The following is a 16,200-nucleotide window of genomic DNA, read 5'->3' on the forward strand; positions in this document are numbered from 1 at the left end:
CGTCAGGCGCTGTGCACGCCCACCTCGTACAGCGAGTATCCCCAGTCGGTGCCGCGGTCCAGCCCGTGGACCCGGACGTAGCGGGCGGGGGTGCCGGTGAACGTGGCCGTGTCCAGGCCTCCGTCGCCGGAGGTGGTGGACCAGGCGGTCGTCCAGGTGGTGCCGTCCGTGGAGAGCTCGATGCGGTACGACTTACCGTAGGCGCGCTCCCAGGCCAGGGTGACGCGGGAGACCAGGTGGGTGGAGCCGAGGTCGACCTGCCAGGACTGGTCGTCGCTCCAGTCGCTGGCCCAGCGGGTGGAGTCGTCGCCGTCCGCGGCCCGGCCCGGCTGGTAGCTGGTGAACGGGTTGGACTCGGACGAACTGGCCGTGGCCGGCTGTCCCTTGGCCAGGTTGACGGCGGCCTGGTGCTGCTCGGTGGCGCCCCAGGTGTCGAGGTAGGACTCGGCGCCGCGGAAGAGGTCGTCGACCACGTCCTGTCCGCCGACCTTGCGGATGTCCTCGATCCAGTCGGGGATCATGCCGACGTGGGCCGCGCCGTCGGTGTTGAAGTCGAAGGTGCGGGAGCCGGTGGTCTGCTTGTCGATGACCGAGCCGCCGTCGACGCTCTTGAAGGGGTACGTCACCTTGTTCGCGACGGCGGCGCCGCGCGGGGCGGGGTGGTCGCCGATGCCGTTGAAGTCGGTGCCGAAGCCGTAGCCGACGCCGTACTTGTCGCGCAGCGCCTCGGTACGCCTGGCCTCGGCGACGAAGGCGGTGGAGCCGTGCATGTACTGGGCGACGAAACCACCGAGGGAGTAGACCCGCTCGGTCCAGTTGAGGTCCATCCAGCTGTGCGAGGAGAGGGCGCCCGGGTAGCCGGCGGCCTCGAAGATGTCCAGTGCCTGGCCGGCGGCCTTGACGCTCATGTGGTCGATCTCGAGCATCATCTTGCGCTTCATCATCCCGCGTACGGCGTACTCGCCGAGGGAGGTGAGTCCGCGGGTGTTGCACTGGGCGTTCTTGTCGTACTCGGGGACCTCGGTGCCCGCCGGCAGGTCGGCCTCGGCGGCGGAGGCGGCGGTGCCGATGGGGTTGTCGTGCATCGCGGTGGTGCACTTCTCGGTCTGCCAGAAGGTGCCGGTCGACAGGAACTGCCCGACGTTGATGGCGGTGCCCAGGCCGCCCTCGTCGAAGCGGACGCCGCACAGCGCGTTGTCGAACTTGTGGCAGAGGAACATGCTGCGCACGCCGAGGGAGTACAGCTCGTCGAGACCCTTGTCGATGTCGGCCTTGCTGCACTGGGCGATGTCGAAGATCTGCTTGCAGCCGAACGGCTCGGAGGTCTCGACGCCGAGGATCACGGCCAGCTTGCCCGCCTTGATGACCTGACGCGCCTGCTGGCTGTCGGTGACGATGCGGAACCAGCCCTTGCCGGTGCCGCCGTACATCGTGTCGATGTAGGCCTGGAGGTCGTAGGTCAGCTTCGCCTGGAGCCGGATCGAGGTCATCTCGTCGCAGCTGCGGTCCTTGAAGGGGTAGACGGAGCAGATCATGCCGTTGGTGACCAGGTCGTTGACCAGCACCCGCTGCCCGCCGCGCCAGGCGCGCTCCACCCAGGCGTAGTAGTTCGCCTGGTGGGTCATGGAGTCGTACGCCGGCCAGTCCGCGAAGGTCGGCCAGCCGGCCGGGTCGTGCTTCCCGTCACCGCCGTGGGTGATGTAGTCGAAGAGCGCGAGGGTGCCGTCGGGGTAGTGCTCGGGACAGTCCTTGAGCGCGTCGGCGACCCCGGACTCGGAGAACACCTTGCCGCAGATGAGCCGGCCGCCGAAGGCCTCGTTGGAGAACAGGTGGTTGTGCGCGTCGACGAACCCGCGCACCTTCCCGGCGGAGTCGGTGCCGGTGAAGGGCTCGCCGGTCACGTTGATCCCGGAGTCCGGGGACGGCCGGGAGGCGGGCGTCCACCAGTCGGTCCCGGCCGCCGAACTCTGCACGGGGCCGAGGATCGAGGCGAGCACGAGAAGGAGCAGCGAGACGACGGTGACGTCGCGGCGTCTGCGGTACGGGCGTCCGGTCATGGTCACAGCCCACGTCCCTCGGTCGACGGGTCGCGCGGTCGACGAGAGGGCGCTTTGATCGCCCTTGGGGTTGTCATGACCGACGCAAGATAGTGGGTCGAGAATGCGGAGTCCGCCGTTGCGAGTCAATAGTCCGGGACGCTTGACCTGATGAGCGGGGAGAAGTGGTGCCGGAGAGGAACTCCGTACCGATGGACAACAGTTGAACAATCGGACGCGCTTTTGAACGCGTTCAAAACAGAGTAGGCTCCCTGACATACGGTGAGGGGAGCCTGCTCGTGAAGTTCGTGGTGCCCGGGGGGACCGGGCAAGTGGGAAACGTGGTGCGCCGGGCCCTGACGGCGGGCGGGCACGAGGTCGTCGTGCTGAGCCGGCGGCCGTCCGGGCCGGGCGAGGTCCCGTGGGACGGGCGGACCCCGGGGGCCTGGTCCGAGGAGATCGACGGCAGTGACGTCGTGCTCAACCTGGCCGGTCGCAGCGTCAGTTGCCGCTACACCCCGGAGAACCTCAAGGCCATGATGGATTCCCGGGTGGACTCCGCGCGGGTCGTGGGCGAGGCGATCGCCGCCGCCGCCCGGCCGCCGAAGGTCTGGCTCCAGATGAGCACCGCCACGATCTACACCCACCGCTTCGACGCTGCCCACGACGAGGACACCGGGGTGATCGGCGGTCACGAGACCGGCGTGCCGGGCTACTGGGCCTACAGCGTCGGCATCGCCACCGCCTGGGAACGCGAACTGGAGACGGCCGCCACCCCGCACACCCGCAAGGTGGCGCTGCGCTCCGCGATGGTGATGAGCCCCGACCGGGGCGGGGTGTTCGACGTCATGTCCTGGCTGGCCCGGCTGGGTCTGGGCGGACCGGTGGCGGGCGGCGCCCAGTACGTGTCGTGGATCCACGACCGGGACTTCGTACGCGCCGTGGAGTTCCTCGTCGCGCGCGACGACCTCGCCGGACCGGTGAACCTCGCCGCGCCCGCGCCGCTGCCGCAGCGCGCGTTCATGCGGGCGCTGCGCTCCGCATGGGGCGTCCCGGTGGGGCTCCCGGCGACGAAGTGGATGGCGGAGCTGGGCGCCCTCGCCCTGCGCTCGGACACCGAACTGCTCCTGAAGAGCCGGCGGGTCGCCCCAGGGCGGCTGCTCGCCGCGGGCTTCACCTTCGAGCACCCGCACTGGCCGGGGGCCGCCGAGGATCTCGTACGGCGTCGCCGGCACCGCCCGCCCACGCCGTGACCGGGTCACCCGGCGACCGAAGCCCGGACCGCTTCCCCGACCCCGGCCGGGCGGGGACAGCGGGAAGGGGCCCAGGAGTTCACACGACAGGGCCGTCGATCCGGGCGGCGACGGAGGCGACGGAGGCCCGGCTGGTGGCATCGGCGGGGGTGGTGGACGCGTTGACGTCTCCTCGGGTCAGTCGTGCAGGGCCTCGCGCAGGGTGCCCACGGCGAGGGTGATGGCCGCCTCGGCGGCGCGGGTCGAACGCAGGGCGTTGAGCATCACGAAGTCGTGGATGATGCCCTGGTAGCGGACCGCGGTGACGGGCACACCGGCCTGGCGCAGCTTGTTCGCGTAGGCCTCGCCCTCGTCCCGCAGGACATCCGCCTCACCCGTGATCACCAGCGCCGGGGGAAGCCCCCGCAACTGCTCGACGGTGGCCCGCAGCGGAGACGCCGTGATCTGCGCCCGCTCCCCCTCGTCGGCCGTGTACTGGTCCCAGAACCACTGCATCCCGTCCCGCCGCAGGAAGTAGCCCTCGGCGAACTGGTGGTACGACGCGGTGTCGAAGGACGCGTCGGTCACCGGGTAGAACAACACCTGCTGCACCAGCGGGACACCACCGCGCTCCTTCGCCATGAGCGTCAGCGCCGCGCTCATGTTCCCGCCCACCGAGTCCCCCGCCACCGCCATCCGCGAGGCGTCCAGCCCCTTCGAGGCACCCTCCTGAACCACCCACCGCGCCACCGCGAAGTTCTGCTCGATGGCGACGGGGTAGCGCACCTCGGGCGACAGGTCGTACTCGGGGAAGACCACGGCGGCCCCGGCACCGACCGCCAGCTCACGCACCAGCCGGTCATGCGTGTGCGCGTTGCCGAACACCCACCCCGCACCATGGATGTAGAGGACGACCGGCAGCACCCCCTCGGCACCGGCCGGACGCACGATCCGCACCCGCACGCTCCGCGTCGGACCACCCTCGACGGTGACCCACTCCTCGTCCACCTCCGGCAGGACGATGTCACCCGACTGCACCTCGTCGACCGCCTTGCGGCCCTCCGCCGGGGGCAGTTCGAAGAGGTAGGGCGGGTTCGCGGTCGCCTCGGCGAAGGCCGCCGCCTCGGATTCGAGCACCGGCACGACCGGCTCTACGACGTCGGACATGGCATCTCCTGCTGTGTCTGGATGTGCGTTGCTCTCCTCACGGACGCTAGGACCGCCGGGGCGCCGTACGTTGCCGACGAGCGCACCGGCGGTGTCCTCACAGCGCACGGCGACGGTCGGCGCGGCCCGCGGTGTCGCGCCATTCGCTGGGGGACATGCCGTAGGCGGCGCGGAAGACCCGGCTGAAGTGGGTGGCGCTCAGAAAGCCCCAGCGGGCGGCCACCGCCGCGATGGTACGACTGCCGCGGCCGTGGCGCATCAGGTCGCGCCGGCATTCGTCGAGTCGGCGGCGCAGGATCCAGCGGCCCACCGAGGTGCCCTCGTCCTTGAACAGCTTGTGCAGGTAGCGCACGGAGACGTGGTGCGCGCGGGCGATCGCCTCCGGTGACAACTCCGGTTCGGTCAGGTGCAGTTCGACGTACTCCAGGATGCGGGTGAGCACCGGCGAACGGGGTGACGCCGGATCGGGGGTGCGCGCGCCGAGCTGCTCGACGGCGAGGGTGGACAGGAGGTTCACGGCGTTCCAGGCGAGCATCTCGCCGACCGGGGGGCGTGCCTCGGCCGCCGCGCGGGCGAGGTCGGACAGGAGCGGGGAGAGCAGCGTGCCCAGGCGCGAGGCACGGGCGACGGGCGTACGGGTGATCCGCGCGGCCTCGGCCTCGGTGAGCCCCAGCAGATCGGCCGGCACGAGGTACACCGTGGCCCGGAACCGCTCGGGGAAGTCCAGGACGGGGGCGTGGCGGACGTCGTAGAAGCAGATGTCCCCGGGGGTGAGGGGGAGGGTGAGGGGCTCGGGAGCGGGCTCCGCCGTGCCGCCGCGCAGGCCCACGAAGAGGTACTCGCCGGTGGTCCGGGCGCGGAGCCGGTGCGCGGGGTGCGGGCGGTCCTCGGCGGGCAGGGGCCTGCGAGGCTCCTCGCCGTGTTCCCGGGTGAGGATCTCGACGCCCAGGGGCGTACGGACGGTGAAGATGGTGGTCACGCGCCCGGACGGTAGGTCGGCGGATGTGCAAAAAGAGTGACAGTGGGCTGCGGGCACGGTGCGGGCCGTGTCACCGGCACGGCTACCGGCCCGGCGCGTCGGCCTCCGCGGTCCGGGTGAGTTCGGCGGCCAGGGCGCGCAGCAGGCCGTGCAGGGTGTAGCGGCCCGGCGCGGGCTCGGCGAGGAGGTGGGCCTCGGCGAGGAGGCCGAGCAGGCGGCGGGTCGTGCGGGGCGGCGCTCCGGTCAGGGTCGCGGCCGTCGCCGGGGTGATGGGGGGTGCGGGGTGCCGGGACAGCGCCCGGAAGAGCCGCGCGCCGTCGTCCGGCAGCCGGTGGTAGGAGGCGAGGAGGACGGGGCGCAGGGCGGACAGGGCGGCCAGGCCGCCGTGCGCGGCGCGCAGTTCGGCGGCGACGGCGGCGAGGGAGAGGTGCGGGTGGCCGGCGAGCCGGTCGGCGACGACCGCGAGGGCCAGCGGCAGCCGGTCGCAGTGGGCGACGATCTCGGCGGCGGCCGTCGGTTCGGCGGCGGTCCGCGCGGGGCCGGCCCGGCGGGCGAGGATCGCGTGGGCGTCCGCGTCGGAGGGCGGTTCGAGCCGGAGCGGGCGGGCACCCGCGGCGACCAGCCCGGGCAGCGCGTTGCGGCTGGTGACGAGGGTGAGACAGCCCGGTGCGGCGGCCAGCAGCGGGCGCAGCTGCTCGGTGCCGAGGGCGTCGTCGAGCACGACGAGGGCGCGGCGCTCCGCCAGCAGCGTGCGGTACAGCCCGCTCCGGGCGGCGACGCCGTCGGGCATGCGCCGGCCGGTCACCCCGAGGGCGGTCAGCAACTCCCCCAGCGCGTCGCCCGGTTCGAGTGCCGCTCGGCCGGGGTCGGATCCGCGCAGGTCCACCTCCAGCCGGCCGTCCGGGTACCGGGCCGCCGCCCGGTGCGCCCAGCGCGCGGCGAGGGCGCTCTTGCCCACCCCGGGCATCCCGCCGACGAGCAGCACGCCCGAGCCCCGTGCCAGCTCCGTCAGCCGCGCCGACTCGTCCTCCCGCCCCACGAAGAGGTCCGTGCGGGAGGGCGGCGCGGTGCCGCCCGGCGGTCCGCCGTGGCCCGCGGTTCCCGAGCGGCGCACCTCCTGGCGCAGGACGCGGGTGTGGGCGGCCGTCAGTTCCGGGCCGGGGGTGAGGGAGAGGTCGGTGAGGAGACGGCGGCGGATGCCGTCGTACGTGCCGAGCGCCTCCGCCTGGAGGCCGCAGGCGGCGAGGGCGAGGACGAGACGGGCGTGCAGGGGCTCGTCGAGGGGTTCGCGCGCGGCGGCCTCGCGCAGGACGGGCAGGACCTGGTCGGCATGGCCGGACAGCAGGGCGGCGTCGGCCGCGAGGCGTGCGGTGTCGAGGAGTTCACGGTGGACGGCCGTGAAGTGGACGTGGGCGCGGACGCGTTCGGGGATGCCCATCGCCAGCGGTCCGCGCCACTCCTGAAGCGCCCGGACGAGGCGGTGGGCCGCCGTCGCGGCCCGTCCGGTGGCCGCGGCCCGCTTGCCCTGCCGGGTGAGTTCCCGGAACCGCAGCAGGTCGACCTCGTCCGGCTCCGCGGCGAGGAGGTAGCCGCCGGTGCGGCGCAGCAGACGGCTGCCGGGGGCGCGGGGCGGCAGTCCGGGTTCCAGGAGGCGGCGCAGGGCGGCGGCGTAGCGGCGTACGACGTTCGGGGCGCTGGCGGGCGGCCGTCCGGGCCACAGGGCGTCGAGGATCTCACCGGTCGGCACGGTGCGGCCGGTGTGCAGCAGGAGCAGGGCGAGCAGGGCGCGCTGCTGGGGGAAGCCGAGGTCGAGTTCCTGTGCGCCGCGCCGGACCCGGACGGGCCCGAGGACCTGGAACCGGATCGGTTCAGCAGGCACCGGCCCGTCCCTCCCGGCCCCTCAACCGCGTCTCGACCGCGTCCGCGTCGGGGTGGCCGAGCTCCCGGAGCAGGGCCAGGGCGCGCGTCCACGCCTCGTGCGCCGACCCTTCGTCGCCCAGGGCGAGGTGGGTGTCCCCGGCGCGGGTGAGGATGTCGGCCTCCAGGTACGGCACGCCGAGGTCCCGCAGCAGGGCGAGGGCGTTGCGGTAGCCGAGGAGGGCGTGCGGGTGGCGGCCGAGGTGGTGGTGGGCGTAGGCGATGCTGTCCCAGGTGACGGCCTGGCCGTAGCGGTCGCCGAGGTCCTGGAGCATGTCCAGGGCTTCGTGGCAGTGCGTCAGCGCCTCGTGGTACGCGCCGAGCTGGGCGTGGTACCAGCCGACCGAGTTCAGGACGCTGGCCTGGGCCGCGCGGTCGCCGAGGGCGCGGAACAGGGCGAGGGCGCGCTGGTTGTGGCGCAGGGCGCCGGGCAGGTCGCCCCGCTGGTCGCACTCCCAGCCGAGGCTGCGGTGGGTGTGGGCGCGGCCGGTGTCGTCGCCCAGTCCGGTGAAGAGGTCGAGGGCCTGTTCGAGGCGGGGGACGGCGCGGGTGTGCAGGCCGAGGCGGCCCTCGATGCGGGCCAGTCCGCGCAGGCCGCGGGCGAGGAGGACGGGGTCGTCGAGCAGCCGGGCGGTGTCGAGCGCGGTGCGCTGTGCGCCGAGCGCGTCGTGCCAGTGGCCGCGCCGGTCGAAGAACGGCTCCAGCGACCAGGCGAGGTGGCAGGCGAGGCGTGCGCGCGCGGGCCGGCCGGAGGCGGCGGCGGTGGTGACGACGGCGAGCAGGACGGCGTGTTCGGCGGTGAGCCAGGCCAGGGCGTGGTGGTCGTCGGCGAGCGGTTCGGGCCGGGCGCCCTCGGGTGCGGGCGGTGGGGTCAGGGGGTCGGAGGTGGGGGCGAGGAGGCGGTCGGCGGTGTGCGCGGTGTGCAGATAGTGGTGGTGGAGCCGGTCGAGGGCCGCCTCCCGCTCGGTGTCGGTCTCGTGCGCGTCGAGGAGTTCGCCGGCGTGGGCGCGCAGCAGGTCGTGGAGGGAGTGGCGGCCGGGGCTGTGCTCGGTGACGAGGTGCAGGCCGGTCAGTTCGGCGAGCAGACGGCGGGTGCGGCGCTCCGGGAGGCCCGCGAGGGCGGTCGCGGCCGGGAGGGTGAGGTCGGGGCCGGGGTGCAGGGCCAGGAGCCGGAAGAGGCGGGCCGCGTCGGGGGACACGGCGTCCGTGGACCAGGAGAAGACCGTGCCCACGTCTACGGAGGCGTCGGCGCGGGCGAAGGCGTCGAGGCTGCCGTGGGCCTCGCGCAGTTCGCCGGCGATGTCGGCGAGCCGGAAGTGGGGGTGGGCGGCGGCGCGGGCGGCGACGCAGGCGAGGGCGAGGGGCAGCCCGGCGCACAGGGCGCCGATCTCGTCGGCGGCGCGCGGCTCGGCGGCCACCCGTGCCGCGCCGAGCCGGCGGACGAGGAAGGCGCGGGTCCGGTCCTCGTCGAAGGGGTGCAGGACCAGGGAGCGGGCTCCGTGCGCGGCGGCCAGGCCGGGCAGTTCGTCGCGGCTGGTGACGAGCGTGAGACAGCCGGGCGAGCCGGGCAGCAGCGGTGTCACGTGCTCCGTGTCGCGGGCGTTGTCGAGCACGACGAGGACCCGCCGTCCCGCGAGGGTGCTGCGGTAGAGCGCGCTCTGCGCGGCCGTTGTGTGCGGGACGCGTTCGGGGGGCACGCCGAGGGCGTCGAGGAATCCGCGGACGGCCTCGCCCGGTTCCATGACCGCGCCGGACGGGTCGAAGCCGCGCAGGTTCACATAGAGCTGCCCGTCGGGGAACCGGTCGGCGATCCGGTGCGCCCAGTGCACGGCGAGGGTGGTCTTGCCGACGCCCGCCATGCCGCCGACGGCGCCGATCACCACGGTCCCCGGGCGGGGTTGTTCCGTGTCGAACAGGGCGAGCACCTGGTCCAGTTCGGCCTGCCGCCCGGTGAACAGGGGCAGGTCGTACGGAAGTTGTGACGGGACGACGTGCGGGAGGGCGCCGGTCGCGGCGGGTTCGCCGGGCAGGGCGGCGTGGGCGTCCCTGAGTTCGGGGCCCGGGTCGATCCCCAGGTCCTCGGCGAGCCGGGCCCGCACGGTCTCGTAGACGGTGCGGGCCTCGGTGCGGTGACCGGCCGCGGCGAGCAGCCGGAGGAGGCCCGCGTGGACGGGTTCGTCGAGCGGATGGTCAGCGGCGGCCCCGCGCAGCGGCGGCAGGGCCCGCTCCGGCCGTCCGGCGCGCAGGGCCGCGTCGGCCAGCTCGCGGGCGGCCGCGAGCCGTTCCCGCTCGATCGCGTCGAACACGGGGTGGCTGTGGGCGGGCGCGGGGATGCCGTCGCCGATCGGACCGTGCCACAACCGCAGCGCCTCGATGAGGAGTTCGGCGGCCCGGGCGGGTGCGGTGTCCGTGCTGTGCCGGGCGGTCTCGCGCAGCGCGCGGAACCGCGGAAGGTCGGCCTGGTCACCGCCGGTGACGAGCCGGTAGCCGCCGGCGTCCCGGAGCAGCCGGCTGCCCTCGGCGCGGGCGGGAAGATCGGGTTCCAGCAGGCGGCGCAGCGAACCCACGTGCCGCCGGACGACGTTGACCGCGCTGCGCGGCGGTTCCGCGCCCCACAGCACGTCCACGATCTCGCTCAGGGCGACCGGCTGTCCGGCTCTGGCCAGCAGCAGTGCCAGGAAGGCGCGCTCCTGCGGCCCGCCGACGTCCAGCTCCGTCTCGCCCCGGTGCACCCGCAGGGCGCCCAGCACCATGAACCGCACCGGCTCCGGCGGCACGCGATCCCCTCCCCTTCCGGTCCTGCCCCCGCTCCGACCTTACGTCAGCAACGGGGTCACCCAGAGTTACGAACCGGACGTCTGCCCTGTTCACCGGGGGCGCGGTCGGCCGGGACTGCGCCGTGTGCCTGACTTCCGGGTGTCGTCCGGCACGGCGCCTCGGTGCGCGCGCCCGGCGCGGTGACAGTGGGCGTCTCCCCTGCCGTGCGCTCGGCCGGCCTCCCGCGAGCAAGGAGATCTCATTGCGTCCGTCACCTCTGGGGCGTGTTGCGAACGTAGCGTCGTCTGCCCGAGGGGCAGGCCCGGCGGCGTCCGGTGCGTGCGATCACAAGGCGGAGGGTCGCCCCCGTACTGGTGGTATCGGGGTGATCCCGACAACGCGGCTGGGGGTCCCCCCTCTGGGGGAGTGCGTGCCAGACGCCGCCGGGCAGACGCGACTTTCGAAACACGCCCTGGGGGCCGCCGTGGCGGCGGTCGTGCTGCTGGCCCCGCCCGCGCGGGCCGGTGTCACGACTCTGCCGTCCCTCGCCGACCCGGCCCGCTACGTCAACCCCTTCGTCGGCACGGCGCCGGGCGGGGTGGACTGGGGCCACGGAGGCGGCGGCGGGAACACCTTCCCCGGTGCCTCGGCACCGCTGGGCGGCATCCAGTGGAGCCCGGACACGGTCACCCGCCAGTTCGGCGGCTACGCCTACAGCGACGACCGCATCCGCGGCTTCAGCCTCACCCACCTGTCCGGCGCCGGCTGCGGCGACTACGGGAACGTACCGTTCATGCCGCTGACGGGCCGGCCCGCGAGCGACCCGGAGGCGCGGTACGCGACGTTCTCCCATGCCGCCGAGCGGGCGGCGCCCGGCAGTTACCGGGTCGACTTCGACAACGGGATCCGCACCGAGATCGCCGCCACCCGCCGGTCCGGTGTCGCCCGGCTGACCTTCCCGGCGGACGCCCGGGAGCCGGCCGGCCTGACCGTGGACGCCGGGCGTGCCTGGAACAAGGCCACCGGCGAGGTCACCGTCGGCACCCGGACCCTGTCCGGCTTCACCGACAGCGGCGGCTTCTGCGGTACGTCCGTGCGCTACCGCCTCTACTTCCACGCGGAGTTCGACCGGCCCTTCGCGCACAGCGAGCCGCTGGACGGGCGGACGTCCGGGGCGTACGTGTCGTTCGCGCCCGGCACCCGCGAGGTGACCGTACGGGTCGGCATCTCCTTCGTCGACGAGGACGCCGCCCGCCGCAACACGCTCGCCGAGCAGCGCGGCCGCTCGCCGGAGGAGGTACGGCGGGCCGCACGCCGGGAGTGGAACGGCTGGCTCGGCCGGATCACCGTGGCCGGCGGCAGCGAGCCGCGGCGCCGGATGTTCTACACGGCGCTGTACCACTCCCTGCTCCACCCGGGCGCCTTCAGCGACGCCGACGGCCGCTACCGGGGCTTCGACGGCCTGGTCCACCGCACCCGGCCCGGGCATGTGCAGTACGCGAACTTCTCCGGCTGGGACGTGTACCGCTCACAGATCCAGCTGCTGGCGCTCCTCGCGCCGCGCGAGGCCTCGGACGTCGCCCAGTCCATCCTGGAACAGGGCCGCCAGGGCGGCTACTTCGACCGCTGGACGCTCGCCAACGGCGGCACCGGGGTGATGGTCGGCGACCCGCTGCCAGCGATGGCGGCCTCCGTCCACGCCTTCGGCGGCACCGACTTCGAGGCCGGCGAACTGCTGCGCACGGCCGTCGCCGGCCGCCAGGACGACCGGCAGCGCCCTGGACACACCTCCTACGACACGCTCGGCTACATCCCCGCCGGGACGACGGGCGTCTGGGGCGCGGCGGCCACCACCCTGGAGTACGCGGTGTCCGACGCCGCCCTCGCCCGGCTGGCCGGCCGGCTCGGCGACACGGAGACCCGGGGGACGCTGGAGCGCGCCTCGGGCAACTGGCGCAACCTGCTCCACCCCGACAGCCGCTACCTCCAGCCCCGCCGCGCCGACGGCAGCTGGCCGGCGTTCAAGCCGACGCAGCGCCGGGACTACGTCGAGGGCAACGCGGCCCAGTACACCTGGATGGTGCCGCACGACCTGCCCGGCCTGTTCGCGGCGATGGGCGGCGAGGCTGCCGCGGCCGCCCGCCTCGACACCTTCTTCACCGAGTACAACGCGGGCGCCGACCGGCCGTACGCCTACCTCGGCAACGAGCCGTCCTTCAACACGCCCTGGGCCTACGACTACCTGGGGCGGCCCGAGCGCACCCAGGACACGGTGCGGGCGATCCTCACCACGCTGTTCGGGGACGGCCCCGACGGGCTGGTCGGCAACGACGACCTCGGCGCCATGTCCTCCTGGGCCGTCTGGGCCGCCCTCGGTATGTACCCCCAGGTCCCGGGCAGTTCCCAACTCGCGCTGGCCAGCCCGCTCTTCCCGCTCACCCAGATCCGCCGGGGCAACGGCGTGACCATCACCGTCGTCGCCCCGCAGGCCTCGGACACCCACTCCCGCGTCCGCGAGGTCCGTCTCGACGGGCGTCCCACGGACCCCCGTTGGCTGCCCGACTCCTTCCCCGCGAAGGGCGGTGTGCTGACCTTCGGACTCTCGGCCCCGTGAGCCGGGCGCCGCGCTCCGGCCGGAGCCCAGCACCCCGTCCACGCACCGCTGAACCCGGAAACGGCCTGTCGGTGCCTCTTCCTCCCCCGATAGACTGACAAATCAGAGCTACACGCGCGCAGTCGACGGGGGAGGCCGCCATGTCCGGGGACCAGTACGGCAGATACGACCAGGGATTCGCCATGCCGCCGGTGCCGCCGATGCCGGTGGCACCGCCGCCCGCGCCGGCGGACGGGGTGCGGGCCGTGGCCGTGGCGGTGCTCAACCTCAGCGGCCTCGGCCTCGGTTACGCGCTGGTGCGCCGCTGGGTGCCGATGCTGGCGTGTCTGGCCGCGACCGCCGTCCTGCTGTTCGTGGCGCTGCCGGCCGACCCGGACGGGGTGCCGGTCCTCGCGCTGGTGCTGTACGTCCTGTTCCTCGTCGCGGCGGCGGCGCACGGTGCCGTCGTGGGCCTGCGGACCCGGCTCGCCTGGCCGCCGTCCGCGCCGCTGGCGCTCGCCCTCGGACTGGTGCTGCTGGTCGCGCCGGCCGGCGGTGTCGTGGCGTACGACGGGGCGCGGGACGAGGCGACGCAGCAGATGCTCCTCGACCGGCTGGACCGGGCCGACCGGCAGGTGGAGGCGGCCGGCGAGCGGCCGTTCTCCTCGGCGCAGTCCGACTACCGCGAGGCGCTGGAGGTCTACGAGAACCTGAGCGCCGACCACCCGCACTCGCGGGCGGCCGCGAAGGTGCCGGCCCGGATGAAGACGTACTACGCGACCGTCGGAGCCGTCTACGAGAAGGGCGACTACTGCGAGGCGATCGCCCCGCTCGACTATCTGCGGTCGGTTCCGAAGAAGATGCCCGAGACCGACCTGAGCGACCTCAAGACCTGGCCCGACGACCGGCTGGCGACCTCGCTCTACGAGTGCGCCTCGGCCGGCCTCACCAGCGGGCAGGCCACCTGGGCCTCGCAGTTCGGCGAGCTGCTCACCACGTTCCCCGACTCGGCGCAGGCCGCCAAGGCCGAGCCTGCCGTGGGCTCGGCGGTCTCGGCGAAGGTCAAGGGGCTGAGCGGCAGCGACCCGTGCACGGCGGTCGAGCAGCTCAAGACCCTCAGCGACCAGATCCAGACCATCTCGGCCGAGGACGGCGCCGTCACCGGCGCGCTGGCCAAGGACGCCGACCGGGCTTCCAGCAGCGCCGACACCGGCGCGTACAACTGCGGCGTCGACCAGTACCGGGACGGGGACTTCGACAAGGCGCAGACGACCATGGAGGAGTACGCCTCCAGCCACAAGAGCGCCAAGAACGCGGCGCTGGCGAAGAAGATCGCCATCGCCGCCGAGGTCGCCCAGACCGTGCCGGCGGCCGGCAAGAAGCTGCCCACGACCCGTTCCGGCGGCAGCATCTCGGTGACCGTCCAGAACGACAGCCCCGACGACATCACGGTCATGTACACGGGGCCGGTGACCGGCAGCTTCAAGCTCAAGGGCTGCGGCAGCTGCCGGGCGTACACCTTCGCCGACACGCTCTCGATCGGCTTCAAGCCCTGCAACGCGAACAAGAACTACCCCGAGCACACGATCAGCCTGCCGGCCGGCACCACGTACTTCGTGCACAAGCCGAACGGCGACAGCCTCGCCTCACCGGCCTCGGACACGGCCAAGCTGGAGCCCGGGTACATCTACACGGAGTGCGCCTACACCACCACCCGCCTGTCGTAGCGCGGAGAGTCGTGGCACGGAAAGCGGAATCTCCCCACTTCCGGGTCAAGCGCGTGCAACCATCGGGCCAACCTGGCTGTCTCCCCTGATACCAGACACTCACACCCCTGGGGGAACAAGATGGTACGAAGCAAGACCGTCTGGGCGACCGCGCTCCTGCTGACCGCGACACTGGGCGCGGCCGCGGTTCCGGCCGTGGCCGCCCCGGCCGCCGCTCCCCTGGCGGCGGCCGCCTGCCCGACCGGCTGGAGCAGCCTCGGCAAGACGAGGTCGGGCAGCACCTCGGGCGAATACATCACCAACGTCAGGACCGGCCGCCACGCCTGCTACGACCGGTTCGTCGTCGATGTCCCGGACGCCACGGCCGCCCAGCTCGGGTACTCCGTGCGCTACGTCAACCGGCTCATCGGAGACCCGTCGGGCGAGGTCATCCCGGTGCGCGGCGGCGCCATCCTGGAGATCGTCGTGCGGGCGCCCGCCTACGACCCGGACACCGGTGCGGCCACCTACTCCGGCCGGACCGGGCGGCGCCTGCCGGGTGTGAACCTCACCGGCTACCGCACCTTCCGCGACACCCGCTTCGGCGGCAGCTTCGAGGGGCAGACCCAGTTCGGCCTCGGCGTGCGGGCCCGGCTGCCCTTCCGGGTGCTCCAGCGCGACGGCCATCTCGTGGTGGACGTCGCGCACACCTGGTAGCCAGGGCCCGGGCGCTCTTGACGGCCCCGATGTGACCGGTAACAATCCGCTCATGCATGTGACCGGTCACACCGGGCGGCCCGCCAGCATCCGGGATGTCGCCACCGCCGCCGGAGTCTCGTACCAGACGGTCTCCCGGGTGATCAACGATCATCCACGGGTGAGCCCGGACACCCGTGAGCGGGTGCTCGCCGCCGTCGAGACGCTGGGCTTCCGGCGCAACCCCACCGCGTTCGCCCTGGCCAGCGGGCGGCGCAGAGCGGTCACCGTGCTGGCCTCGAACACCACCCACTACGGGTACGCCTCCGTGCTGCGCGGCGTCGAGGAGGCCGCCCGCGCCGCCTCCTACTCCGTCGGGATCGCGGTCCTGGAGTCCGCGGAGGAGGCCGCCGTGGCCGCCGAGGTGCGGCGGGCGGCGGACAACGGCGGCGGGCTGATCGTGATCGCCTACGACCCCGCCGGGGTGCGGGCGCTGGACTGCCTCCCACCCGGAGTGCCGTTCGTCGCGGTGGTCGAGACGCCCGCGCGTCCGCCCCGCGACGGCCGGCCCTGGGTGTGGACCGACGACCGCCGCGCGGCCTACGACGCGACCCGGCACCTGCTCTCCCTCGGCCATGAGACCGTCCACTACGTCGCGCTCCCCTCCGGCGCCCACCGCACCGGTCCGCGCACCAGCGGCTGGCGGCAGGCGCTCCGGGACGCGGGGGCACCGCGGCCCCGTCCGCTGGACGTGGGGTGGGGGCCGGAGGCCGGGCATGCGGCGGGCCTCCGGCTGGCCCGGGACCCGGCCGTCACGGCGGTCCTGTGCGGCAACGACGACCTGGCGCTGGGGGTGCTGCGCGCCCTGCACGAGAGCGGCCGGGCGGTGCCCGGCGAGGTCAGCGTGGCCGGGTTCGACGACGCCCCGCACGCCGCCTTCCTGACGCCGCAACTGACCACCGTTCGGCTGGACTTCGCCGGTCTGGGGCGGGCGGCGTTCGCCCGGCTGCACGCGGCGCTGGAGGAGACGGCGCCCGAGGAGCCGGTGCCGCCGCACCCGTACCCCGTCCACGAGCCGCGGCTCGTGGTCCGGGAGAGCTCGGGGCCCCCGCCCGGA

The 16,200-nt window shown here is 73.9% G+C and carries 9 protein-coding genes and 1 pseudogene; 5 read left to right on the forward strand and 5 right to left on the reverse strand.

The window, feature by feature from the left end; genetic code table 11:
* Positions 1 to 2 precede the first annotated feature (2 nt).
* A complete protein-coding gene (locus AQJ58_RS30165) occupies positions 3 to 2,057 on the reverse strand; it encodes a galactose-binding domain-containing protein (protein ID WP_067256275.1) in 2,055 nt (684 codons plus the stop codon).
* Positions 2,058 to 2,335: 278 nt separating this feature from the next.
* Here AQJ58_RS30165 and AQJ58_RS30170 point away from each other — a divergent pair, with 278 nt between their 5' ends.
* On the forward strand, positions 2,336 to 3,289 hold the full coding sequence (locus AQJ58_RS30170) for a DUF1731 domain-containing protein (protein ID WP_067255873.1): 954 nt from the start codon (positions 2,336 to 2,338) through the stop codon (positions 3,287 to 3,289).
* Positions 3,290 to 3,466: 177 nt separating this feature from the next.
* On the opposite strand, the gene AQJ58_RS30175 is transcribed toward AQJ58_RS30170, so the two are convergent.
* The 4 genes from AQJ58_RS30175 to AQJ58_RS30190 form a co-directional block, all read right to left on the reverse strand.
* Complete coding sequence (locus AQJ58_RS30175; protein ID WP_067255875.1) at positions 3,467 to 4,435, reverse strand: alpha/beta hydrolase; 969 nt, start codon at positions 4,433 to 4,435, stop codon at positions 3,467 to 3,469.
* A gap of 97 nt (positions 4,436 to 4,532) precedes the next feature.
* Positions 4,533 to 5,414 carry a helix-turn-helix domain-containing protein gene (locus AQJ58_RS30180; RefSeq protein ID WP_067255877.1) on the reverse strand — a complete coding sequence of 294 codons (882 nt, stop codon included), beginning with the start codon at positions 5,412 to 5,414 and terminating at the stop codon, positions 4,533 to 4,535.
* An 82-nt stretch (positions 5,415 to 5,496) separates the two neighbouring features.
* Positions 5,497 to 7,293, reverse strand: a complete 1,797-nt coding sequence (locus AQJ58_RS30185; RefSeq protein ID WP_234360345.1) for an AfsR/SARP family transcriptional regulator — start codon at positions 7,291 to 7,293, stop codon at positions 5,497 to 5,499.
* Positions 7,283 to 10,108, reverse strand: a complete 2,826-nt coding sequence (locus AQJ58_RS30190) for an AfsR/SARP family transcriptional regulator (protein ID WP_067255879.1) — start codon at positions 10,106 to 10,108, stop codon at positions 7,283 to 7,285. Before AQJ58_RS30190 ends, AQJ58_RS30185 begins: the two co-directional genes overlap by 11 nt.
* 464 nt (positions 10,109 to 10,572) lie before the next feature.
* Here AQJ58_RS30190 and AQJ58_RS30195 point away from each other — a divergent pair, with 464 nt between their 5' ends.
* The 4 genes and pseudogenes from AQJ58_RS30195 to AQJ58_RS44930 form a co-directional block, all read left to right on the forward strand.
* Positions 10,573 to 12,702, forward strand: a complete 2,130-nt coding sequence (locus AQJ58_RS30195) for a GH92 family glycosyl hydrolase (RefSeq protein WP_234360346.1) — start codon at positions 10,573 to 10,575, stop codon at positions 12,700 to 12,702.
* Positions 12,703 to 12,842: 140 nt separating this feature from the next.
* Entirely contained in the window at positions 12,843 to 14,408 is a 1,566-nt protein-coding gene (locus AQJ58_RS30200; protein ID WP_199844726.1) for a tetratricopeptide repeat protein, read from the forward strand.
* A gap of 120 nt (positions 14,409 to 14,528) precedes the next feature.
* Positions 14,529 to 15,104, forward strand: coding sequence for an AMIN-like domain-containing (lipo)protein (locus tag AQJ58_RS30205; RefSeq protein ID WP_067255883.1), 576 nt, complete (start codon positions 14,529 to 14,531; stop codon positions 15,102 to 15,104).
* Positions 15,105 to 15,156: 52 nt separating this feature from the next.
* Positions 15,157 to 16,197, forward strand: a pseudogene (locus AQJ58_RS44930) (LacI family DNA-binding transcriptional regulator); the annotation flags it as partial.
* Positions 16,198 to 16,200: the final 3 nt, after the last annotated feature.

The organism is Streptomyces sp. DSM 15324 (assembly GCF_001514285.1).
Taxonomy (GTDB): domain Bacteria; phylum Actinomycetota; class Actinomycetes; order Streptomycetales; family Streptomycetaceae; genus Streptomyces.

Bases quoted from the DNA above. Each gene is read 5' to 3' on its own strand.
- AQJ58_RS30205 (WP_067255883.1), top strand. From the start codon at position 14,529: ATGGTACGAAGCAAGACCGTCTGGGCGACCGCGCTCCTGCTGACCGCG.
- AQJ58_RS30165 (WP_067256275.1), bottom strand. From the start codon at position 2,057: ATGACCGGACGCCCGTACCGCAGACGCCGCGACGTCACCGTCGTCTCG.
- AQJ58_RS30200 (WP_199844726.1), top strand. From the start codon at position 12,843: ATGTCCGGGGACCAGTACGGCAGATACGACCAGGGATTCGCCATGCCG.
- AQJ58_RS30175 (WP_067255875.1), bottom strand. From the start codon at position 4,435: ATGTCCGACGTCGTAGAGCCGGTCGTGCCGGTGCTCGAATCCGAGGCG.